At 60.0% G+C, this 22232-nt stretch carries 19 protein-coding genes; 12 read left to right on the top strand and 7 right to left on the bottom strand.

Annotation, left to right across the window (positions count from 1 at the left end):
* The first annotated feature begins 8 nt into the window (after nt 1-8).
* Nucleotides 9-1232, top strand: a complete 1224-nt coding sequence (nqrF, locus tag GOX88_RS11725; RefSeq protein WP_170401639.1) for an NADH:ubiquinone reductase (Na(+)-transporting) subunit F — start codon at nt 9-11, stop codon at nt 1230-1232.
* A gap of 35 nt (nt 1233-1267) precedes the next feature.
* Here the strand turns inward: nqrF and tviB are convergent, their stop codons facing one another.
* From tviB to GOX88_RS11710, 3 genes are all read right to left on the bottom strand, one after another.
* The gene (gene tviB / locus GOX88_RS11720; protein ID WP_170401637.1) at nt 1268-2551 is read right to left on the bottom strand and encodes a Vi polysaccharide biosynthesis UDP-N-acetylglucosamine C-6 dehydrogenase TviB; all 1284 of its coding nucleotides are present in this window, start codon (nt 2549-2551) and stop codon (nt 1268-1270) included.
* A 14-nt stretch (nt 2552-2565) separates the two neighbouring features.
* Entirely contained in the window at nt 2566-3579 is a 1014-nt protein-coding gene (locus GOX88_RS11715) for a GDP-mannose 4,6-dehydratase (protein ID WP_170401633.1), read from the bottom strand.
* A gap of 84 nt (nt 3580-3663) precedes the next feature.
* Nucleotides 3664-4188 (bottom strand): CBS domain-containing protein, encoded by a 525-nt coding sequence (locus GOX88_RS11710; RefSeq protein ID WP_170401631.1) that lies wholly within the window; start codon nt 4186-4188, stop codon nt 3664-3666.
* A gap of 124 nt (nt 4189-4312) precedes the next feature.
* Here GOX88_RS11710 and GOX88_RS11705 point away from each other — a divergent pair, with 124 nt between their 5' ends.
* The 7 genes from GOX88_RS11705 to GOX88_RS11675 all read left to right on the top strand — a co-directional run bounded on the left by GOX88_RS11705 (nt 4313) and on the right by GOX88_RS11675 (nt 11677).
* Nucleotides 4313-4498: a hypothetical protein gene (locus tag GOX88_RS11705; RefSeq protein ID WP_170401628.1), complete on the top strand. Its 186-nt coding sequence runs from the start codon at nt 4313-4315 to the stop codon at nt 4496-4498.
* 65 nt (nt 4499-4563) lie between these two features.
* The gene (locus GOX88_RS11700) at nt 4564-5589 is read left to right on the top strand and encodes an FAD:protein FMN transferase (protein WP_170401626.1); all 1026 of its coding nucleotides are present in this window, start codon (nt 4564-4566) and stop codon (nt 5587-5589) included.
* Nucleotides 5590-5604: 15 nt separating this feature from the next.
* The gene (gene nqrM, locus GOX88_RS11695) at nt 5605-5847 is read left to right on the top strand and encodes a (Na+)-NQR maturation NqrM (protein WP_170401623.1); all 243 of its coding nucleotides are present in this window, start codon (nt 5605-5607) and stop codon (nt 5845-5847) included.
* A gap of 61 nt (nt 5848-5908) precedes the next feature.
* Nucleotides 5909-7597, top strand: a complete 1689-nt coding sequence (locus tag GOX88_RS11690; protein ID WP_170401620.1) for a sulfatase-like hydrolase/transferase — start codon at nt 5909-5911, stop codon at nt 7595-7597.
* A gap of 88 nt (nt 7598-7685) precedes the next feature.
* Nucleotides 7686-9203, top strand: coding sequence for a 2,3-bisphosphoglycerate-independent phosphoglycerate mutase (gene gpmI, locus GOX88_RS11685; protein ID WP_170401617.1), 1518 nt, complete (start codon nt 7686-7688; stop codon nt 9201-9203).
* Nucleotides 9200-10330 carry a murein hydrolase activator EnvC family protein gene (locus GOX88_RS11680; protein WP_170401614.1) on the top strand — a complete coding sequence of 377 codons (1131 nt, stop codon included), beginning with the start codon at nt 9200-9202 and terminating at the stop codon, nt 10328-10330. Before gpmI ends, GOX88_RS11680 begins: the two co-directional genes overlap by 4 nt.
* Before the next feature lie 6 nt (nt 10331-10336).
* A complete protein-coding gene (locus tag GOX88_RS11675; RefSeq protein WP_170401612.1) occupies nt 10337-11677 on the top strand; it encodes a S41 family peptidase in 1341 nt (446 codons plus the stop codon).
* A gap of 47 nt (nt 11678-11724) precedes the next feature.
* On the opposite strand, the gene GOX88_RS11670 is transcribed toward GOX88_RS11675, so the two are convergent.
* The 3 genes from GOX88_RS11670 to GOX88_RS11660 all read right to left on the bottom strand — a co-directional run bounded on the left by GOX88_RS11670 (nt 11725) and on the right by GOX88_RS11660 (nt 14462).
* Entirely contained in the window at nt 11725-13251 is a 1527-nt protein-coding gene (locus GOX88_RS11670; RefSeq protein ID WP_170401609.1) for an MFS transporter, read from the bottom strand.
* Nucleotides 13252-13329: 78 nt separating this feature from the next.
* Entirely contained in the window at nt 13330-13689 is a 360-nt protein-coding gene (locus GOX88_RS11665) for a hypothetical protein (protein WP_170401606.1), read from the bottom strand.
* 11 nt (nt 13690-13700) lie between these two features.
* Complete coding sequence (locus tag GOX88_RS11660; RefSeq protein ID WP_170401603.1) at nt 13701-14462, bottom strand: DUF6478 family protein; 762 nt, start codon at nt 14460-14462, stop codon at nt 13701-13703.
* A gap of 243 nt (nt 14463-14705) precedes the next feature.
* Here GOX88_RS11660 and GOX88_RS11655 point away from each other — a divergent pair, with 243 nt between their 5' ends.
* The 4 genes from GOX88_RS11655 to GOX88_RS11640 are packed head-to-tail and all read left to right on the top strand — an operon-like array spanning nt 14706 to nt 20958.
* Nucleotides 14706-17813 (top strand): ABC transporter transmembrane domain-containing protein, encoded by a 3108-nt coding sequence (locus tag GOX88_RS11655; RefSeq protein ID WP_170401599.1) that lies wholly within the window; start codon nt 14706-14708, stop codon nt 17811-17813.
* Nucleotides 17806-18696 carry a CPBP family intramembrane glutamic endopeptidase gene (locus GOX88_RS11650; RefSeq protein ID WP_170401596.1) on the top strand — a complete coding sequence of 297 codons (891 nt, stop codon included), beginning with the start codon at nt 17806-17808 and terminating at the stop codon, nt 18694-18696. The genes GOX88_RS11655 and GOX88_RS11650 overlap by 8 nt, the downstream gene beginning before the upstream one ends.
* Before the next feature lie 58 nt (nt 18697-18754).
* On the top strand, nt 18755-19687 hold the full coding sequence (accD, locus tag GOX88_RS11645; protein ID WP_170401592.1) for an acetyl-CoA carboxylase, carboxyltransferase subunit beta: 933 nt from the start codon (nt 18755-18757) through the stop codon (nt 19685-19687).
* Nucleotides 19684-20958 carry a bifunctional folylpolyglutamate synthase/dihydrofolate synthase gene (locus tag GOX88_RS11640; RefSeq protein WP_170401589.1) on the top strand — a complete coding sequence of 425 codons (1275 nt, stop codon included), beginning with the start codon at nt 19684-19686 and terminating at the stop codon, nt 20956-20958. Before accD ends, GOX88_RS11640 begins: the two co-directional genes overlap by 4 nt.
* 75 nt (nt 20959-21033) lie before the next feature.
* Here the strand turns inward: GOX88_RS11640 and zapE are convergent, their stop codons facing one another.
* A complete protein-coding gene (gene zapE / locus GOX88_RS11635; RefSeq protein WP_170401586.1) occupies nt 21034-22092 on the bottom strand; it encodes a cell division protein ZapE in 1059 nt (352 codons plus the stop codon).
* Nucleotides 22093-22232: the final 140 nt, after the last annotated feature.

Below are 22232 nucleotides of genomic sequence, written 5' to 3'. Positions count from 1 at the left end.
AGGGCGCAATGGAAACTTTTAGCTTAGGCGTCATCCTTTTCACCCTGATCGTTCTGGCGCTGGTCGCCATCATCATGGCCGCACGTTCGCGTCTGGTTTCGACCGGCAACGTCAACATTACCATCAACGGCGAGAAAACCATTTCGGTGCCCGCAGGCGGCAAGCTGCTGCAGACGCTGGCAGCCGAGAAACTGTTCGTCCCCTCCGCTTGCGGCGGTGGCGGCACCTGTGCGCAGTGTCGGGTAAAGGTGCATTCCGGCGGCGGCTCGATCCTGCCGACCGAAGAAAGCCACATTACCAAGCGCGAAGCCTCCTGCGGCGACCGTCTGTCCTGTCAGGTTGCGGTCAAGCAGGACATGGACATCGAGGTTCCCGAAGAGGTCTTTGGCGTCAAGAAATGGGAATGCACCGTCCGGTCAAACGAAAACGTTGCGACCTTCATTAAGGCGCTGACGCTGGACCTGCCCGAAGGTGAGGATGTGAATTTCCGCGCCGGTGGTTACATCCAGATCGAGGCCCCTGCACACGCATTGAAATACACCGATTTCGACGTGCAGGAGGAATACCGCGAGGATTGGGACCGCTTCAATCTGTGGCAGTATGAATCGGTTGTGAACGAACCGATCGAACGCGCCTATTCGATGGCCAACTACCCGGACGAAAAGGGCATGATCATGCTGAACGTCCGCGTCGCGTCGCCGCCTCCGGGGTCCGAGGGCATCCCTCCGGGTCAGATGTCGTCGTACATCTTCAACCTGAAGCCGGGCGACAAGGTCACGATCTCGGGTCCGTTTGGCGAATTCTTCGCCCGCGAGACCGACAAGGAAATGGTCTTCATCGGCGGTGGTGCTGGTATGGCACCGATGCGCAGCCATATCTTCGACCAGCTCAAGCGTCTCGAGAACCGCAACCGCAAGATCAGCTTCTGGTACGGTGCGCGCTCGAAAAAAGAGATGTTCTTTGTCGAGGATTTCGACTCGCTGGCCAAGGAATTCGACAATTTCGAATGGCACGTTGCCCTGTCGGATGCGCAGCCCGAGGATGACTGGAAAGGCTATACCGGCTTCATCCACAATGTTCTGTTCGAAGAATACCTCAAGAACCACCCCGCGCCCGAGGATTGCGAGTTCTACATGTGTGGTCCGCCGATCATGAACCAGTCGGTCATCAACATGCTGCTGGATCTGGGCGTGGACCGCGAAGACATCATGCTCGACGATTTCGGCGGGTAAGAAACGAAAAACCGGCGCATCACGCGCCGGTTTTTTTATAGGCGCAGATCGCTGGCCTCTTTGGGAAGACAGGATTTGACGTCGAATACAACGCTCTGATCCTTGCCATAGGCGCGCACTTGCGCAGGATCTAGGTCCAGAAATTCCCGATGCGCCACCGCCAGCACCACGGCGTCATAGGTGGCGTTCTGAGGGTCGTCGATCAGTTTGATTCCATATTCGGCCTGGGCAGCGCGTGGGTCGGCGTGGGGGTCAAAGACGTCCACTGTAACGCCGTAATCCTGTAGTTCTTCGATGATATCAACGACGCGCGTATTGCGCAGGTCCGGGCAGTTTTCCTTGAAGGTCAGCCCCATCACCAAAACCCGCGCCGCGCCCACATGGATGCCGTCGCGCATCATTCGTTTGACCAGTTGCGAGACCACATAGCCGCCCATGCTGTCATTCAACCGCCGACCGGCCAGAATGATCTGGGGGTGGTGACCGACAGCCTCGGCCTTGTGGGTCAGGTAATAGGGATCGACCCCAATACAGTGCCCGCCAACCAGACCGGGGCGAAAGGGCAGGAAGTTCCATTTGGTACCAGCGGCCCGCAGAACGGCGTCAGTGTCGATATCCATACGGCCAAAGATCATCGCCAGTTCGTTGACCAGCGCGATATTCAGATCACGCTGCGTGTTCTCGATCACCTTCGCGGCCTCGGCCACGGGGATGCTTTCGGCCTTGTGGGTGCCCGCTGCGATGATCCGGGCGTAGAGCGCATCCACCAGATCGGCCACCTCGGGGGTTGAGCCGGAGGTCACCTTGCAGATATCGGAAATCCTGTGGGTCTTGTCGCCCGGGTTGATCCGCTCGGGGCTGTAGCCGGCAAAGAAATCGCGGTTGAAGGTCAGGCCAGATGCGCGTTCCAGAACCGGCACACAATCCTCTTCGGTCGCGCCAGGGTAAACGGTGGATTCATAGATCACCAGATCACCGGGGTTCAGCAACCCGCCAACCATTTCCGAGGCGCGGAGCAGGGGGGACAAATCGGGCTGCCTGCCTTCTGTGATCGGGGTAGGGACCGTCACGATAAAGGTGTCGCAATTGGCCAAGTCGGACATGTCGGTCGTGAAAACCAACCCGGAGGCTGCGGCCAGATCCTCGGGCTCAACCTCTTGCGTGGAATCCTGCCCTTTGCGCAGGGCTTCAATCCGGTCCGGGTTGATATCAAAGCCCACAACCGGGCCGATCTTGCCGAAGGCCACGGCCAGCGGCAGGCCAACATACCCAAGGCCAATAACAGCGATCCGACGGGAATTCGGGTTGGTTTCAAGCATTACGGCCCCTCGGGTCACTTTTGATGATAGTCGCGGAACCATTCGACAAATCGCGCAATCCCGTCTTTGAAATCTGTCTGCGGCCGATAGCCTGTCAGTCGTTGCAGAAGGTCGTTGTCGGCCCATGTCGCAGGCACGTCGCCCATCTGCATCGGCATGTAGTTGCGGATCGCCTTTTTCCCAAGCGCCTCTTCGATCGCCTCGACAAAGTCCATCAGCCGTACCTTGTCGCCATTGCCGATATTGACCACACGCCACGGCGCCGCGGGTGACAGGCTGTCGCCTTCCTCAATCTCTTCCGCATTGGCGGGACGCACCGGAGGAACGTCGATCAACAACCTGATCCCGCGCACGAGGTCCTCCACATAGGTAAAGTCGCGATACATGTTGCCGTGGTTGTAGATATCGATGGGACGGTCATCCAGGATGGCATCCACGAATTTGTACAACGCCAGATCTGGCCGCCCCCAGGTTCCATAGACAGTGAAGAACCGGAACATCGTGGTCGGCAGGTTCCACAGATGGGCATAGGAATGGCCCATCGCCTCATTCGCCTTTTTGGTCGCGGCGTAGATGGTCAGGGGGGTGTCGGCCTTTTCCACCTCGGTAAAGGGCATGACCTCGTTGGCGCCATAAACCGAGGAGGTCGAAGCCATCAAAAGATGCGCGACCTCATGCTGCCGGGCGACCTCCATCACGTTGAAAGTGCCCACGACGTTCGAGCTGACATAGCTGCGCGGGTCTTCAAGGCTGTAGCGGACCCCGGCTTGCGCAGCGAGGTGAACGATTACCTCGGGCTGGAACTCATCGGCGACCTGCATCAGGCGTTCGTGGTTTTCCAGCAAGTCCTCGGTCGCGGAAAATCCCGGCGACTGCAACAGCATCTGGTGACGGCGCTGTTTCAGTGTGACGTCATAATAGTCCGTCATCCCGTCATAGCCATGCACGCGGAACCCCTCGGACAGCAGCAGCTTTGCCAGATGGAACCCGATAAATCCCGCCGTGCCCGTGACAAGAACCCGTTTCATGCAACCCTCGACCTTAACGCAATCTTTGACGCATCAGGGATACTGTCGCCGGGGCAAGGTCAAGGGGATTCTGGGCAAAATCGCCTAGCCGACGATCATCTGCTTCATCCGAAGCGCTTCGTATTCCAGCTCTTCCAGGCGGAAATGCACAACGTCGCCGATGGTGATGACGCCGCACAGGTTCCCGTCGCACAGAACCGGCATGTGGCGGAACCGGCCTTCGGTCATGGATTTCAGAACGTCGTTCAGATAATCATCCGGCGTGCAGGTCTTGACCTCGTGCGTCATCAGATCTTCGACCGCCTGCGGCAGGGTCTGGCCGGGCGTGTCCGCCATGCGCCGCACGATGTCGCGCTCGGACAGGATGCCCTGCAAGGTGCCATTCTGGTCGGTCACCAGCACCGCACCAATCCGCTTTTCCTTGAGTGTGTTGACCACGGAATGGATCGTCTCGTTCGGGCGCACCGAAAACACCGCATCCCCTTTACCTTCCAGCAACTTGGCCACGGTTGTCTGCGAGTGCGACAGGTTCGACTCGGTCGATTGGCTGTACGTGGTCTTGTCAGCCTTGTCGCCACGCGATGGCGATTGGTAAGAGGTTGGGGCCATGGGCAATCTCCTTCATGGTTATTGCAAAGTCTTTCCCTTTCACCTTAGCGCAGCTAAACGACCTGTATAGGGTGCATTTGCACTGATCGGCGGAATCTCCCGCCAGCGGAGGAACCTTAAGCCATTGAACGAGCTGTATCTTACCCCACCCGTGGCCGCGTTGATTTTCTTTGCGGTGGTCGTGTGCGGCCATAATTTCCGCATGGCGTGGAAACAGCAGGCGCCGGGATGGCAGAAACGGGCGTGGCTGTTCGGGGTACCCGCGGGGATCGGCCTTTTGGTTCTGGGCTTTTTGCCGCTGAAGCTGTGACGCCGGTTTGACTCCGGCATGGGTGGCTGGCATATGCCGGGCACTGAATTTTCGGAGACCACCCCATGCGTCTTGTGCCTGTACTGGCCTTTGCCACACTTCTGTCCGGCTGCCTGTTCGACAAAGAGCCCGAAGTGGTTCGCCTGTCGGGCGAAACGATGGGCACGACGTTCAACATCACCGCCATTGGCGAGGATCTGGACGAGGATGCCCTGGCCGCTGCGGTTCAGGAAACTCTGGCCGAGGTCAACGCCAAGATGTCGAACTGGGACCCGAACTCCGAGGTCTCGACCTTTTCCGCCGCAACCAGCACCGATCCGATGCCCGTATCCGCCGAGTTCGCGCAAGTGATGACGGCCGCGAATGAAGTGCATGAGAAAACCGGCGGCATTTTTGACGTCACCCTCGGCCCGTTGATCGAGCTGTGGGGCTTTGGCCCCCGCACGCCGGAAGACCCGGTGCCCTCGGATGCCGAGATTGAGGCCGCGCTGAGCGGTGTCGGCCAAGCCCGGCTTCTGACCCTGGATGCCGAGGCAGGCAAGCTGGCAAAATCCGAGCCCGGCGTTGGAATCAACCTGTCTGCGATCGCCAAGGGCTATGGCATCGACGCCGTGGCCGAGACCCTGCGCGAAGCGGGGATCGAGGATTACCTGGTCGAGATTGGCGGCGATCTGGTCACCAAGGGCCAGAACGACAAGGGCGAAACTTGGCGCATCGGCATCGAAAAACCGCAAGCCGGTGCGCAAACCCCGCAGCTGATCGTATCGGTGGGCGATCTGGGTATGGCCAGCTCGGGCGATTACAAGAATTTCTTCGAACAGGACGGTGTGCGCTATTCGCATATCATCGATCCGACGACGGGCCGTCCGATCACGCACCGGACGACCTCGGTCACCGTTCTGGCCGAAAACGCGATGATGGCGGATGCCTGGGCCACCGCGATGCTGGCTTTGGGTCAGGAAAAGGGCCTTGAGCTGGCCGAAAAGCATGAACTTGCCGTGTATTTCATCTCGCGGGATGTGACAGGCGGCGAAGAAGCCTATATCACCGTTCACAGCACTGCGTTCAAAGACGCGCTTGGCACCAACTAACCGGTAGGACCCACGATGAGCACCTTTATTCTGGCCTTCATTCTGCTGACCCTCGTTGTGGTGGGCATGTCACTGGGTGTGATGCTGATGGGCAAGACCATCAAGGGCAGCTGTGGTGGCCTGAATGCGATCTCGGGCGCGGATAAATGCGTGGTCTGTCAGAAAGACGTCGATCCGAACTCGCCGCTGCGCGACAAGCTCCAGTGCAAGCGCGCGAAGAAGATGCAGGAGCAGATGGAACGTCAGGCCGAAGCGTAATTAGCACTTCGCCCCGGGCCGGGAATTGGCTAACTAGGTCCCTGAATACCGGGGGTACCGCATGGCCAAAGCCAAAAACATCCTGTTCATCATGTTCGACCAACTGCGCTGGGACTACCTGAGCTGTTACGGCCACCCGCATCTGGATACCCCCAATATTGACCGTCTGGCCGCGCGGGGCGTGCGGTTTGATCGCGCCTATATCCAATCCCCCATCTGCGGCAGTTCGCGTATGTCCACCTATACCGGGCGCTACGTGCATTCCCACGGCGCATCCTGGAACGGCATCCCGCTGAAGGTGGGTGAGATCACCATGGGCGATCATCTGCGCAAGGCGGGGATGGACTGCTGGCTGGTCGGCAAAACCCATATGAAGGCGGATGCCGAGGGGATGGCGCGGCTGGGGCTGGAGCCCGACAGCCTGATCGGTGCCCGCGTGGCGGAATGCGGGTTCGATGTTTACGAACGCGACGACGGGATGCGCCCCGAAGGCCCGGATGGGTTCTACGACCCGGACGGGGCGAAGAAATACAACAAGTACCTCACCGACAAAGGCTATGAGAGTGACAACCCGTGGCACGACTTTGCAAATTCCGGGCTGGATGCGGATGGCAACGTGTTGTCGGGCTGGTTCCTGAAAAACTCGTCTGAGGCGGCAAATATCGCTGAAGAGGACAGCGAAACCCCCTATTTGACTGGTCGCGGCATCGAATTCATGGAAAGCCATGATGCTTCGTGGTGCTGTCACCTGAGCTTTATCAAGCCGCACTGGCCCTATATCGTGCCGGAACCCTATGCCTCGATGTACGGGCCCGAGCACGTGCTGCCGGTGATCCGGTCCGAGGCCGAGCGTGAGAATGCTCACCCGGTTCTGCGTGCGTTCATGGATACGAAAATCGGCCAGACATTCTCGCGCCGTGACGTGCGCGAGGCGGTGATCCCCGCCTATATGGGTCTGATCAAACAGGCCGATGATCAGATGGGCCGTCTGTTCGACTGGATGGAAAAAACAGGCCGGATGGAGGACACGATGATCGTGCTGACCTCGGATCACGGCGATTTTCTGGGCGATCATTGGATGGGAGAGAAGACGTTCTTCCACGATGCCGCGACCAAAGTGCCTCTGATCATCTATGACCCATCGCCCGAGGCAGACGCAACACGCGGCACGGTCAGTGATGCGTTGGTTGAATCCATCGACCTCGCCCCGACCTTTGTGGAAGTGGCCGGGGAAGAGGTCGCCTCGCATATCCTCGAAGGGCATTCCCTGCTGCCGATCCTGCATGGTCAGCAGGATGAAACGCCGCGCGATGTGGTGATCTGCGAATACGATTACTCCGCATCGCCCATCGCCGACATGCTGAATGCGTCCGTCCGCGATGCGGTGATGTTCATGGTCGCCAACAAGAAATGGAAACTGATCCATTGCGAAGGTGGTTACCGTCCAATCCTGTTCGATCTTGAAAACGATCCGGATGAACTGATCGATCTGGGCGACAGTACCGACCACGCCGATGTCATCGCGGAAATGTACGATCACCTCTTTGCCTGGACCCGCCGCCCGTCGCAGCGCACCACCAGGTCGGAACAACAACTGATCGAGATGCGCACGAAAAGCCGGGGCAGGGGGGTTGTCCTGGGGATCTATGACGAAAACGAGGCTCCGCTGGATCTGACCGTCAAATACCGGGGGCGCAAAGCACGGCCTTTTGCTGAATATATCGGCAAGGACAAACCCTCCGGGCATTAATTCTGTTCGGACGCCGCCAAAAGGCGGTTCACCCGACGCAGGTCAGACGATACAAGACCAACCAAGAGCAGAAATCCGGAGAGCCGAAATGACCGCCCCCAAACCCGTTGTCCTGTGCATTCTTGATGGTTGGGGCCTGTCCGAGGACACCAAGGCCAACGCGCCTTATCTCGCCAACACGCCGACCTTCGACGCGATCATGGCCAACGGTCCGCACGCGACCCTGATCACCCACGGGCCGGATGTGGGTCTTCCCAGCGGGCAGATGGGCAATTCCGAGGTCGGTCACACCAATATCGGCGCAGGCCGTGTTGTGGCCATGGATCTGGGACAGATTGATCTGGCAATCGAGGATGGCTCGTTCTTCGACAACGACGCCCTGCAGGATTTCATTGCCAAGGTAAAATCTGCGGGCGGCACCGCGCATCTGATGGGGCTGGTGTCGGATGGCGGTGTGCATGGACACCTGAACCATATCGTTGCCGCGGCCAAGGCGATCACCGACGCGGGCGTGCCCGTCGCGCTGCACGCGATCACCGATGGCCGCGACGTGGCGCCGAAATCCGCCTTCACCTATATCGCCGAGCTGGAAGATCGCCTGCCCGAAGGCGCGCGCCTTGTCACCGTCAGCGGGCGCTATTTTGCCATGGACCGCGACAACCGCTGGGAACGCGTCAGCGAGGCTTATGAGGCAATGATCAAGGGGCAGGGCCGAACCTCTGCGACCGCTCATGGCGCGATTGACCACGCCTACAACCAGTCGGAAACCGATGAGTTCATCGTGCCCACGGTTCTGGACGGCTTCAACGGTGTGAAAGACGGGGACGGGGTCTTCTGCCTCAACTTCCGCGCTGACCGCGCCCGCGAGATTCTGCGCGCGATTGGTGAACCGGATTTCTCTGATTTCGACACCGGCCCGCGCCCACAACTGTCTGCCCTGTTGGGAATGGTCGAATACTCGGACGGTCACAATGCCTATATGACCACCGTGTTTCCCAAACGGGACATCGTGAACACGCTGGGTGAGTGGGTCGCCAAACAAGGTCTGCGCCAATTCCGCCTTGCCGAGACCGAGAAGTATCCACATGTCACCTTCTTCCTCAACGGCGGTAAGGAAACGCCCGAGGTGGGAGAGGACCGATTCATGCCGAAATCGCCCAAAGTGGCGACCTATGATCTGCAGCCCGAAATGTCCTCGACCGAAGTGACTGCCAAGTTCGTCGAGGCGATTGAGGCGGGATACGACCTGATCGTCACAAACTATGCCAACCCGGACATGGTCGGCCACACGGGCGACCTGCAGGCGGCGATCAAGGCCTGTGAGGCCGTGGATCAGGGTTTGGCGCAGGTTGTTGCCGCGTTGGAAATGGCAGGCGGCGCGATGATCGTGACCGCCGACCACGGCAACTGTGAGATGATGGTCGATCCGGAAACCGGCGGGCCGCACACGGCGCATACGCTGAACCCGGTCCCCGTGGCACTGGTCGGCGGCCCCGAGGGTGCGACGCTGCGCAACGGGCGCCTGTCCGATCTCGCACCGACCCTGTTGCAGCTGATGGGCCTGGAACAGCCGCCGGAAATGACCGGGAAGAGCCTGCTGTCATGACCATTCGCGCGCTTGTTCTGGCGCTGCTGTTTGCGGCTCCGGTCCATGCACAGACCGACCCGTCCACAGCCGCGCTGAATGCGGCGCAGATGCTGGAGGACGCCTCGGTCGCCTTGACCGAGGCCGACAGCGCTCGCGACCGTGTGCGCGCCCTGACCGAAACCATTCAGGCCTATGAGGCCGGTCTGACCGCCATGCGCGAAGGCCTGCGCCGCGCCGCCACGCGCGAGGCGCAGCTGACCGTCGAACTGCGCACCCGCGAAAAGGACATCGCGCAGTTGCTGGGCGTGTTGCAGACGATTGAAACAACCTCACCACCGGTTCTGATGCTGCACCCGTCGGGCCCGCTGGGGTCAGCCCGGGCGGGAATGATGCTGTCCGAGGTCACACCGGGCCTCAACGCCCGCGCGCAGGCCCTGGCCCATGACCTGCAAGAGGTGCAGACCTTGCGGCAGTTGCAACAAAGTGCGGCGGAAACCCTGACCGAAGGGCTGACCGGCGTCCAGACCGCCCGCACGCAGCTGAGCACCGCCATCGCCGACCGCACCGATTTGCCCAGCCGTTTTGTCGAGGACCCGGTGCGCACAGCGATCCTGATCTCGTCCACAGAGACCCTGGAAGGGTTTGCCAGCGGTCTGTCGGAAATCTCCGAAGGCGAAATTGCCGAAACCAGTGCTGATATCTCCGACCGGAAGGGAGAGATCGCTTTGCCCGTACAGGGTGTCGTGCTGAATCGCGCCGGGGAAACGGATGCGGCAGGCGTCAAACGCCCCGGAGTGGTGCTGGGCACGCGTCCCCGCGCAATTGTGACCGCGCCGACAGCCGCCACCATTCGCTATCGCGGACCACTGCTGGATCTCGGGAATCTGGTGATACTTGAACCCCAACCCGGACTTTTGTTCGTGTTTTCGGGCCTTCAAGAGGTTTACGGCAACACCGGACAGGTGATCCCCGAGGGCACTCCGGTGGGTCTGATGCCCGGTGAAACGCCCGAAATCGGCGCTATTTTGTCAACAAGCGGTGATGGCACTGGAACTGACCGGTCAGAAACGCTCTATATAGAGGTAAGACAGGATAACAGCCCCGTGGACCCGGAATCGTGGTTTCGGACCAGTAAGGATGGATGAGTACGTATGAAGAAATTTGTGATGGCCGGTCTGGCCGGAACCTTGGCAGGTATAATCGCAACCACTCAGATCGCGGGCCCTCTGCTGGCGCAGGAGGCCGAGAACAACGCCAGCGTCTATGAGCAGCTGGACCTGTTCGGCGACATTTTCGAGCGCATCCGTGCGCAATATGTCGAAGAGGTTGAGCCTGAAGAGCTGATCGAGGCGGCGATTGACGGCATGCTGACCTCGCTGGATCCGCATTCCAGCTATCTGTCACCGGACGACGCGGAACAGATGCGCGTGCAGACCCGTGGCGAATTCGGCGGGCTGGGCATCGAGGTCACGCAGGAAGAGGGTTTTGTGAAAGTCGTCTCGCCCATCGACGACACGCCCGCAGATGCGGCGGGAATCGAAGCGGGTGATTTCATCACCCATGTCGATGGCGAAAGCATTCTGGGCCTGACACTGGACAAAGCGGTCGATCTGATGCGCGGGCCGGTGGGTTCGGAAATCGTCATCACCGTTGTGCGTGAAGGTGAGCAGGAGCCGTTCGACGTCACCATCATCCGCGACACCATCAAATTGACCGCTGTACGTGCCCGCACCGAGGGCACCAGCGTCGTGCTGCGTGTGACCACCTTCAACGACCAGACTTTCCCCAACCTCGAGGAAGGTCTGAGCGAACAGATCGAAGAGGCTGGCGGCATCGACAAGGTCAACGGTTTTGTTCTGGACCTGCGCAACAACCCGGGCGGTCTGCTGACGCAGGCGATCAAGGTCTCGGATGCGTTCCTGAACGAAGGTGAGATCGTTTCGACCCGTGGTCGCGATCCGGGTGAAGGAGAGCGGTTCAACGCCACCCCCGGCGATCTGGCCGAAGGCAAGCCGATCGTGGTTCTGATCAATGGCGGCTCGGCTTCGGCGTCCGAGATCGTCGCCGGTGCGCTGCAGGATCACCGCCGCGCCATCGTGGTGGGCACCAAGAGCTTTGGCAAAGGCTCGGTGCAGACGGTCATGCCGCTGCGCGGGGACGGGGCCATGCGCCTGACCACGTCGCGCTATTACACCCCGTCGGGTCGCTCGATCCAGGCGCTTGGCGTCAGCCCTGACATCATCGTCGAACAGCCGCGCCCGGCACCCGCATCGGACGACGAAGACTCGGACCGCCCCGCCCGGTCCGAGGCCGACCTGCGCGGCAGCCTGAATAATGACAGCCTCAGCGAGGACGAAATCCGTCAGATCGAGGAAGACCGCGCCCGCGCCGAAGCAACTGCCGAATTGCGGGAAGAGGATTACCAGCTGGCCTATGCCATCGACATCCTCAAGGGTCTGTCGGCCTTCAACCCGAACGGGCCGTCACAATAACAGAAAACGGGCCGCCGAATGGGCGGCCCTTTTTTCTTGCGGGTGGGTCAGCTTTCCACCTTATGCAGCTTTTCCTCATCCAGCATCATTGCCAGCAAGACGCCGACTGAAACGGAGATGGTCGCGAAAATGAAGGCCATGTTCATTCCGGTGTCAAAAGCAGCGGCGATGGCGGATTGGACCTTTTCGGCCTCGGCAGGGGTCAGTTTTTCCATGACGGCCTTGGCAGAACGCGTGGTCAGCGTCCCTCCATTTATGACCCTCTGACTGGCTTCCGACATGTCAATTCCGGCGGATGTCAGGCGCTCCCCCAGGCTGCGCAGGCTGACGCGGTACATGATTGCCGTCGCGCAAGCGACCGAGATGGCGCCATAGACAAGATGGGTCATGAAACTCAGCCCGCCGACCAGCCCCGCCCGTTCCGGTTTCACCGCACAGACGGCGGCGGTGCCGGATGGCCCGACCGTCAGCGTGGCCCCCAGCCCGATCATCGCCATGCCGGGCAGAATCTGGAAATAGCCGAACCCGGCAGGCATCACCACGACGCTGGCAGCCCCGACCGTGGCGCAGAGATAACCCCAGAACAAAAGCCGCTTGGGGCCGAAATCGTTGTACAACCGGCCCGACAGGATGGACCCCACCGCCAGAAGAACCGTCAAAGGCGCCAGCCCAAAGGCCGATTGCAGAGTCGACCAGCCCAGAACCTTTTGCATGTATTGCGGAAAATACATCAGCCCGACAAAGGCGGCCGACACGTTGAACATGTTCAGCCCCAGAGTGATCCGGAACTCGCGGTTCGCCATCATCTGCGGCAGCAACAGCGGCTCTTTGACCCGCTTTTCCACCTGCGGGAACAGAACGAACAACACCGCGCTGACAAAGAACAGCATCAGCAGCGGGGCCGAGGTCCAGCCCCAGTCCGCGCCCACATCCAACCCGTAGAGCAGCAGCAAGACGGCAAAGGACAGCACGGCCATCCCGGCAAAGTCGATATGCTCTCCCTGCTTGTGTTGGGTTTCGCGCTGCATCAACAGCAAGGCGGTCACCATCGAGATGATTGAAAACACCACGTTGGCCAGGAAAAACAGCCTCCAATCCCCAAGGTTGACCACCGTTCCACTGATCAGAGGGCCAAACACGTTGCCACAAGTGACGCCAGCCAGGATCAGCCCCATGATCATGGCCCGATGTTCGGGCCGCGAAACCTTAGTCGCCCCGAACGCCAGTGTACAGGGCCAGACGCAGCCTGCGCCGATGCCCTGCAGGGCGCGGGCAAAGATCAGGAAGTCCAGGCTGGGCGAGACAAAGCACATGACGGACGAGAACAGAAAAATCGACAGCCCGATCAGCATCATTTTGCGGTGCCCGAACATATCGCCCATGCGCCCGCCGGCGACCATCGTCATGGCGAAGAACAGAGCATAGATGTTCAGAACCCACTGCGTGCTGGTAATGTCCGCATCGAAACTGTTCTCGATGGCCGGAACCAGGATCAATGCACCGGTAAAGTCTATGCCGATCCCGAACCCCGTCACCATCAATGCGATGACTTTGACAATGCTACTGCGATCCATGAGCTTGCCCAGGCTGCTGCGGGTCACCCTAGGATGCACGGAAATCCGTTGAAAAGATAGGGATTTGCCCCGGGCGGATCACTTGTCGGTGCTTTGCGTCCGGCGAAACGCGCGTTTCAGCATGTCCAGTTCGGCGCGCAAAAGTTCGACCTCGGCCCGCAGATCATCCGCTGCCGGAGAGCCTGCGATGATTGTGAAATCGCCAATCTTTTCCGAAGTCGCCGCATCGACGAGCACGAAACAATGCACACCGTCGGACAGCGCAGCCACGGGCACTGGAACAGTCAGGGTCCACCCGTCTTCAGTTGCCGAAACACGCACGTCTTCGAGATTTTCGCCCAGATAGCGCACCTCGATCCGTGGCTCGCTGTCGGCCTGCAGATGCCCCTGCCAAAGGCCGTTTTCGAACCGTATATGCGTCAAAATCGGAAGCGTCATGGTTGGAACTCTCACAAATCGGCGCGGTGGTGGCGGCAGAAGGTCAGGTCGCGCAGCGTGGCGCGGTTCATCCGGGGATTGTCAAAGATCAGGTCCAGCCAGATCTTCTCGACCCGCTGTTCGTTCAGGGGCAGGTGGGCCAGATCGAAATCCACGGAATTGGACGGGCTGGACAGGTCCAGTTTGCGCAGCACCTGTTCGGTGTTGGGGCCGTGCTGGATATTGAGGCGGGCGAACATCTCAAGTGGCTGTTCAAGCTCAATCTGCACATCGGCGCGCATCAGATGCTGTTTGGTCAGCCCCTGCGCGGCTTCGGGCGGCAATTCCACGGACAGCGACAGGAACGAGCCTGAAAATCCGAACACATCGACCGTCAGTCCGAATGCGGCCAAGTCCTTGTCGCGGGAATTCCGGGTCTGCCGCATCCCGATCTCGGCCAGAGGGCAGTCGTGAAACAGCGTTACCTGCCGATCCATCTGCGCCCGACGCGGGGCCGAGGCCACCCCCGGGCGCGACAGCGGCCCGCGCCACAGATCCGGTCGCCAGCACCAATCCGTACCCAGAGGTTTGGGGAACTGGACCGACCCGATTCTGGGTCGGGTCAGCCGGCCATCGGCTTCATGGATCAGCATATCCAGTTGTGTGCGCAGCTTGCGCGCATCGTCTCGCTGTTGACGCAGCTGCGGCTCAGACGCTTCAGCCGCACCGCGCAATGCCTCGCGCCAACGCGCGACGACCCGATGGTGAATATAGCGATCCAGTAGTCTGCCCATGGCCCCAACGTTCAGAGTGTGACCCTGTTTAGTCAAAGACGGCGCAGGGGTTAAAGATGAATAAACGATTTTGAGGATCAAAACTCTCAAATTCGTGAACAGATGGGCGGGTGGTCAACCCGGCGGCAATCTGTTACCTCGCCGCATTCTTGCAATCGCCGGGGCCAGTGCGTACCGTCTGTCACCTGATTGCATTGGATCATCCCAAAATCGCATCCAATAGATTTGAGGCACGACCGGCGCATGGAATCCACCCTGTTCGCATTCATCTGGAAACATTCCAGGAAACAACAGCTTGTCCTGCTGTTGCTGACGATCCTGTCGTTTCCGTTTCTCTATGCCTCGCTTGAGCTGCCCAAGCAGATTATCAACGGTGCCATCGGCGCTCCCAATGACTCAGTCACGGTGCTGGGTTTCACGGTGACCCAGGTGCAGTACCTGATGATCCTGTGCTTTGCCTTTCTGGCCACGGTGATCGCCAGTGGGTTGATGAAGATGCGCATCAACACAATGAAGGGCATTCTGGCCGAGCGTATGCTGCGCCGCCTGCGGTTCACCCTGATCCACCGCACGATGCGATTCCCGAAATCCTATTTCGCCACCACCAGTCAGGGCGAGCTGGTGTCGATGATCACCTCTGAGGCGGAACCAATGGGAGGGTTGATGGGCGATGCCATCGCCCAGCCGGTGTTCCAGTTCGGCCAGATGATGACCATCGTCACCTTCCTGTTCATGCAAAGCGTCTGGTTTGGACTGGCCAGCATTGCGCTGATCCCGCTGCAGGCGTGGCTGATCCCGAAACTGCAGCGCCAGATCAACCTGCTGAACAAAGAGCGCATTCAAGAGGTCCGCAGCCTGAGTTCAGAAATTGGCGAAAGCGCGGCGGGCATCAGCGATCTACGTACCAATGGTGGCTGGCGCTATCGGCTGGCTCAGTTCAGCCACCGGTTGGGGCTCTTGTTCGAGATCCGGTTCAAGATCTACAACAAGAAATTCTTCATGAAGTTCCTGAACAACCTGATCACGCAGATGACGCCGTTCCTGTTTTATTCGGTCGGCGGCTATCTGGCGATCAAGGGCGAAGTGACGGTGGGTGCACTGGTCGCGGCGCTTGGGGCCTACAAGGACCTGAGCGGCCCGTGGAAGGACCTGCTGACCTATTACAATCAGGTTCAGGACATGTCCTTGCGGTGGGAAGTTGTGACCGAACGCTTTGCCCCCTCGAACATGATCCCGGAAGAGCTGTTCGTGGGCGAGCCCGAGGTGATCCCGCACCTGACCGGCGAGATCGAGCTGCGCAACGTCACCGTGCGCGACGATGACGGCAAAACCATTCTGGAAGATATCGACCTGACCATTCCCAAAGGTGCGCGGGTGGCGATCCAGTCGACCCATGCGTCGGAACGCAATGCGCTGGCACAGGTGCTGACCCGCGAAGTATTGCCGGTTCAGGGTGAGATAATCATGGCGGGTCACAATCTGAAAGACCTGCATCAATCCGTGATCGCCGCCCGGATCGGCTATGCCTATTCGCGACCCTATCTGTTTAACGGCACGGTTGGCGATAACCTGATGATGCCGTTGCGCCCCCATCCGCGGCATGAGGCAGACGCCGCAAAGGCCCCCAGCCGTTGGCAGATCGAAGCTGCGCGATCCGGCAACCCGACCGACTCTCTGACGGATGAATGGATTGACCCCGAACTGGCCGGGTTGGATGACATCGAGGACATTCGGGACTGGTGGTTCCGGCTGGTCGAAGCAATGGGGACCGACGAGGTTTTACTGCGCCGTACACTGCGCACCCAGTTCGATCCCAAACTGCATCCTGATCTGGCACGGGACGTAGTCAATCTGCGCGAAACGGTTGCAGAGCGGCTACGGGAAAATGGGCTGGACCGACATGTCTACCGGTTCGATCCTGACCGCTTTAACCCGACTGTGCCGCTTGGGGGGAACTTGCTATTTGCCACCCCTTCGCGGGATATCACGCCCGAGTCTCTGGCCGGCGACAGGCGGTTCAAGAACATACTCAGCTCACATGATCTGGCCGAGGATGCCATGAGCATGGCGAGCGACGTGGTCGAGACGCTGGATCAGGCCTTTGGGCGCGGCGGGACAGATCACCCTCTGTTTCTGCGTTTGGGCATGTCGAAGGACATGTTCCACCGTCTGCTCGATATCAAGGATCGACGCAAAGCCAAAGGTGACGACGACATCAGCGAAGCCGAACGATCTTTGCTGCTGACCGTCCCGTTTCTATTGACAGCCGAGCAGATTGGCCCGGATTTCCCGAAGGAATACAAGGACAAGATCCTTTCCATCCGAAAGGAACAGTCCGAACGACTTCAGGGCGCGCTGAACGGCATGTTCATTCCATTGTCGCCAGACAGTTACTTCCCACGCCTCACTGTGATGGAGAATGCGCTTTACGGGCGGGTCTCCATTACAGCCGGCGCCCACGCCGAAGAGATTGAGGATCTTGTGGCGCACGCCATGAACGAGGCAGGCCTGCGACGCCGGGCGGCGGCGACCTTGTTCGATCTGCAAACCGGGCTCGGCGGGAACAACCTGCCGACCGTGTTTCAGGAACGCGCGGCGTTTTCGCGGGCGGGGATCAAACGCCCCGATATTCTGATCCTCGACAAGGCGCTGGCCAGCCACGATTCCCAAAGCCGCCTGCGCACGCGCCTGCGGTTGCGGGAACTGTTGCCCGACTCAATCATGATCTTCATGGAGGATCACTTTGCCCACCCCGAAGCCTATGATCTGTTCATCGAAATCAAGGACGGGCGCATCGACGGCGTTGCGCGGACCCTGGACCGCCACGAAGACGGGGCCTCGGCCGATCTGAGCCGGAAACTGCAGATTATCGCCTCGACCGAGCTGTTTTCGGGCATCGACGCCCGCAACCAACGCCTGCTGGCGTTCTCGGCGCAATGGTATGAAGTGGCTGAGGGTCAGATGATCTTTTCCCGCGGGCAATCCCCCGATGCGGCCTATTTGTGCATCAAGGGGCAGGCCAAGCTGATCTGGACCGAAGAAGGCGGCGGCAAGCGACCTATTTCGATTATCGAACCCGGCCGTCTGATCGGTGATCTGTCGATCATCACCGGCGATCTCCGCCAACTGGATCTGGAAGCCATCACAGATTGCACCTTCCTGCGCATCGGCGCCGAAGAACTGCGGGCCGTGATCGAAAGCGACGCCTCGGTCGCGGTTCAGCTGCTGCAGACCGTCGCCGGATATCTGACCACATTGTCGACCAGGCTGAACGAAGTCCAGAAAACCGCCGATGTATTCCCGGACTTACCGCAATCCCTCGAAGGCGAGAGCACCGGCAACAATGCGTGAACCCGCCGCCTATTCCGCCCATGAACAGCTTGTGGCCAGCGCCCGCGCCCGGCCCGAGCTGTGGCGCCTTATGCTCGGGCTGTTCATTGTCGGCGTGCTGTATGTGACGCTGAATTCGGTTCTGTTCGCCCTCATCGGAGGTCTGATCCCCCCGGATCAGGTACAGGGCTTTTTGCGCGGCACCTCGGTTTTGGCCACATTGGTCTTGTTGATGAGTTTCGGGTTTCTGACGCTAGGCGTCGCTGTTGCGGCCCGGCAAATGCAGCGCCGGTCTTTGCGCGCGATTCTGGGGCCGCGCAATCGGTTCCGACAGCAATTTGTTCTGGTCGCACTGGCCCTGACGGTTCTTGGCGTGGTCATGGCCCTTTTGCCGCCATACGGAATGGGCGCGCCGCTGACCCAGAACCTTGCCCTGTCCACATGGGTGTTATTGCTGCCGATGTCGGCGACTGCGGTACTGATTCAGACCAGCGCCGAGGAAGTGCTGTTTCGCGGTTATATCCAGCAATGTCTGGCGGCCAGATTCCGGTCTCCGGTGATCTGGATGGGCGTGCCCTCTTTTCTGTTTGCCGCCGGGCATTACGCGCCGGGTGTAACCGGGGACAACGCGCTTCTCGTGACGGTCTGGGCCTTTGTCTTCGGCCTTCTGGCGGCGGACCTGACCGCAAGATCCGGGACGCTGGGACCTGCTATCGCCTTGCATTTCCTCAACAATACCGTTGCATTGCTATTCATCTCACTGCCTGACACCCTCAGCGGCCTGGCCCTGTACCTACTACCGTATGAGATGACCGAGACCGGGATGCTGCGCCAATGGCTGTACGTGGATTTCGCAGTGATGATTGTCTGTTGGCTGACAGCGCGCCTTGCGCTCAGGCGTTGATTGCATTTCCTGCCGTTGCGTCTTATTTGACGTCAAAGCCGCATAACAAGGTTCCGACATGAACTGGATCACAAACTACGTCCGCCCCCGGATCAACTCGATCTTCTCGCGCCGGGAAGTGCCCGAAAACCTATGGCACAAGTGCGACGAATGCGGCACGATGCTGTTCCACCGCGAGTTGGCGGAAAATCAGAACGTCTGCACCCAGTGCGGTCACCACATGGCGATCACCCCGCGCGATCGGTTCAAGCACCTGTTCGACGGTGGAATTTTCACCGAGGTCGAGGTACCTGCGCCCAAAGACGACCCGCTGCATTTTCGCGATCAGAAGAAGTATCCCGACCGCATGAAAGCCGCGCAGAAAAAGACCGGTGAGAAAGAGGCGATGCTGGTCGCCAGCGGAGAGATTGGCCGCACGCCTATCGTCGCCGCCGCGCAGGATTTCTCGTTCATGGGCGGCTCGATGGGCATGTATGTCGGCAACGCCATCATCGCCGCCGCGCAAGAGGCGGTGAAGCTCAAGCGCCCGCTGATCCTGTTCTCGGCCGCGGGCGGCGCACGAATGCAGGAAGGTATCCTCAGCCTGATGCAGATGCCGCGGACCACCGTGGCCGTCGAGATGCTGAAAGAGGCGAACCTGCCCTATATTGTCGTGCTGACCCATCCGACCACGGGCGGCGTGACGGCATCCTACGCAATGCTGGGCGATGTGCATATCTCGGAACCCAACGCGCTGATCTGCTTTGCCGGGCCTCGCGTGATCGAACAGACCATCCGTGAAAAACTGCCCGAAGGGTTCCAGCGCGCCGAATATCTGCTGGATCACGGGATGCTGGACCGCGTCACCAAACGCACCGAAATGCGCGAAGAGCTGATCACCATCACACGTATGCTGATGAACCAGCCTCCGGCGGTCAAAGGCGACCTGCCTGCGCCCGAGCCCGAAGAAACCCCTGCCGAAGCACCGGCTGAGGACGCGGGCGAGAAATGACCGGCCAGACATCTGACCTCATCCTTGACCGGATGATGGCCCTGCACCCCAAGATCATTGACCTGACCTTGGACCGTGTCTGGCGCCTGCTGGATGCTCTGGACAACCCGCAGACCAAATTGCCGCCGGTGATCCACATCGCCGGCACCAACGGCAAGGGCTCGACCCAGGCCATGATCCGGGCCGGGCTGGAAGGGGCAGGGCTGTCGGCCCATGCCTATACCTCGCCGCATCTGGCGCGGTTCCACGAACGCATTCGCCTGGCCGGAGAGCTGATCTCGGAACCTGACCTGACGGCGGTTCTGGACGAATGCTACGCAGCCAACAATGGCGAAAACATCACCTATTTCGAGATCACGACCTGCGCCGCCCTGCTGGCTTTTGCCCGGGTAAAAGCAGATTACACGCTGCTTGAGGTCGGCTTGGGCGGCCGTCTGGATGCCACCAATGTCGTCCACCAACCGGCGGTCACAGTGATCACACCAGTGTCAATCGACCACGAACAGTTTCTGGGCGACACACTTGGCAAGATCGCCGCCGAAAAGGCTGGCATCATAAAGCCGGGCGTGCCCTGCATCGTCGGCCCGCAACCGGACGAGGCGCTTGAGGTCATCGAATACACCGCCGCGCGCCTAGGGGCTCCGCTGCTGGTCCACGGCCAGCACTGGCACGTGCATGAGGAAAACGGGCGCCTGATCTATCAGGACGAAACCGGCCTGCGCGACCTGCCACTGCCGAACCTGCTGGGCGCACACCAGATCCAGAACGCTGGCGCCGCGCTAGCCGTGCTGCGTCACCTGAACCTGGGCGACGATGCCTATGAGGCCGCCGTGACCAAAGCCGAATGGCCCGCGCGGATGCAGCGCCTGAAGACCGGTCCGCTGGTCGCAGCCGCTCCGCAGGCCGAGCTGTGGTTGGATGGCGGCCACAACGCCGCCGCCGGAATCGCGCTGGCTGACGTTCTGGCCAAGCTGCCCGACCGCCCCACGCATATGATCTGCGGTATGCTCAACACCAAGGACGTCTCCGGCTATCTGGCCCCGCTGGCGAAACAGGCGCAAAGCCTGACCGCCGTTTCCATTCCCGGAGAGGCCGCCACGCTCAGCGCCGAAGACACCGCCGCCGCTGCGGCCAAGGTCAACCTGCCTGCGACAACCGCCGACAGCGTTGCCGATGCGCTGAACACAATCGTGGCGGCAGACCCGCAGGCCCGCGTACTGATATGCGGCTCGCTTTACCTGGCCGGGAACATCCTGCGCGAAAACGGCTGAAGAAAGCCCGCCAAAGCTTCATCTGGCAAAAAACCTCGGGGGAGGCGCGCAAAGCGCGGCGGGGGCAGCGCGCCCCTATTTCCCCCAATCCTGATCCTGCATCTCGCGCAGGCGCGAGGCGGTGCGTTCAAATTCAAACGTCCCTTCGCCCTCGACATACAACATCTCGGGCTCGGCTGCGGCAGAACAGATCAGACGTACCCTCGCTTCATAAAGCGCATCGATTAGGGTCACGAACCGCTTGGCTTCGTTGAAGTTGTTCCGTGACAGGCGCGGGATGTCTTCCAACACCAGCACCTTCAGTTCCTCGGCAATCGCCAGATAATCCGCAGGCCCCAGCATCCGCCCGCACAGATCGTAGAACGACGCCCGCGCGACGCCATTGCGAAAAGCCGGAAGCTCAACAGCGCGGCCTTTAACCTGCAAGATCAGCGGTTCCGCTGCACCGCCGGACAAGTCGTTCCAGACACTGCGAATGCTTTGACGTGCTTCCGGGCCGATCGGCGTGAAATAGACCGGCGCGCCCTCAAGCCGGTTCTGTCGGTAATCGGTGGGTGAGACCAGTTCCCAAACCTGAAGCTGTTCCTTGATATGTGCGATGAACGGCAGAAACAGCTGCCGGTTCAACCCGTCCTTGTACAGGTCATCGGGATGCCGGTTCGAGGTCGTCACGACCACAACCCCACCCTCGTACAACATGTCAAACAAACGCCCCACGATCATCGCATCGGTGATGTCGGTGATCTGCATCTCATCAAAGGCCAGCAGTTTGACCGTTTTCACTACCTCCTGCGCCACCGGGGCCAGCGCATCCTCGACCCCGTCCTGACGAGCCTTATGCATACCCGCATGGATTTCCTGCATGAAAGCGTGGAAATGCACGCGTCGCGCTGGGATATCCCCCAGCGCATCAACGAACATATCCATCAGCATGGACTTGCCGCGCCCGACGCCACCCCAAAGATACAACCCTTTCGGTGGCAAAGGGGCCTTGCGAAACAGCCCTCGCTTGACCGGAGCCGCAAGGGCTGCACGAATGCGCTCGAAATGGGGCAGCACGGCCTCTTGCGCGTCATCTCTTGTCAGGATGCCCTGAGCAACCCGGTCGTTATAAATCGAAATTAAATCCGTCATGAACCCGAGCCATAGCGCCCCCATTAAGGCTTGAAAAGCAGCCATTTTGCCGACGCATCAATTTTCCTGAACCGAGACCGAAAATCTGCTGATTTGACGCTGTGTGCAAAACCGCTAACTTCCGCCGAACCCAATCCCCG

The sequence above is a fragment of the Ruegeria arenilitoris genome (genome assembly GCF_013030985.1).
In the GTDB taxonomy this organism is placed as follows: Bacteria; Pseudomonadota; Alphaproteobacteria; order Rhodobacterales; family Rhodobacteraceae; genus Ruegeria; species Ruegeria arenilitoris_B.
Note: the sequence above shows the minus strand (reverse complement) of the source record. Positions and strands in the feature narration are given on the sequence as shown.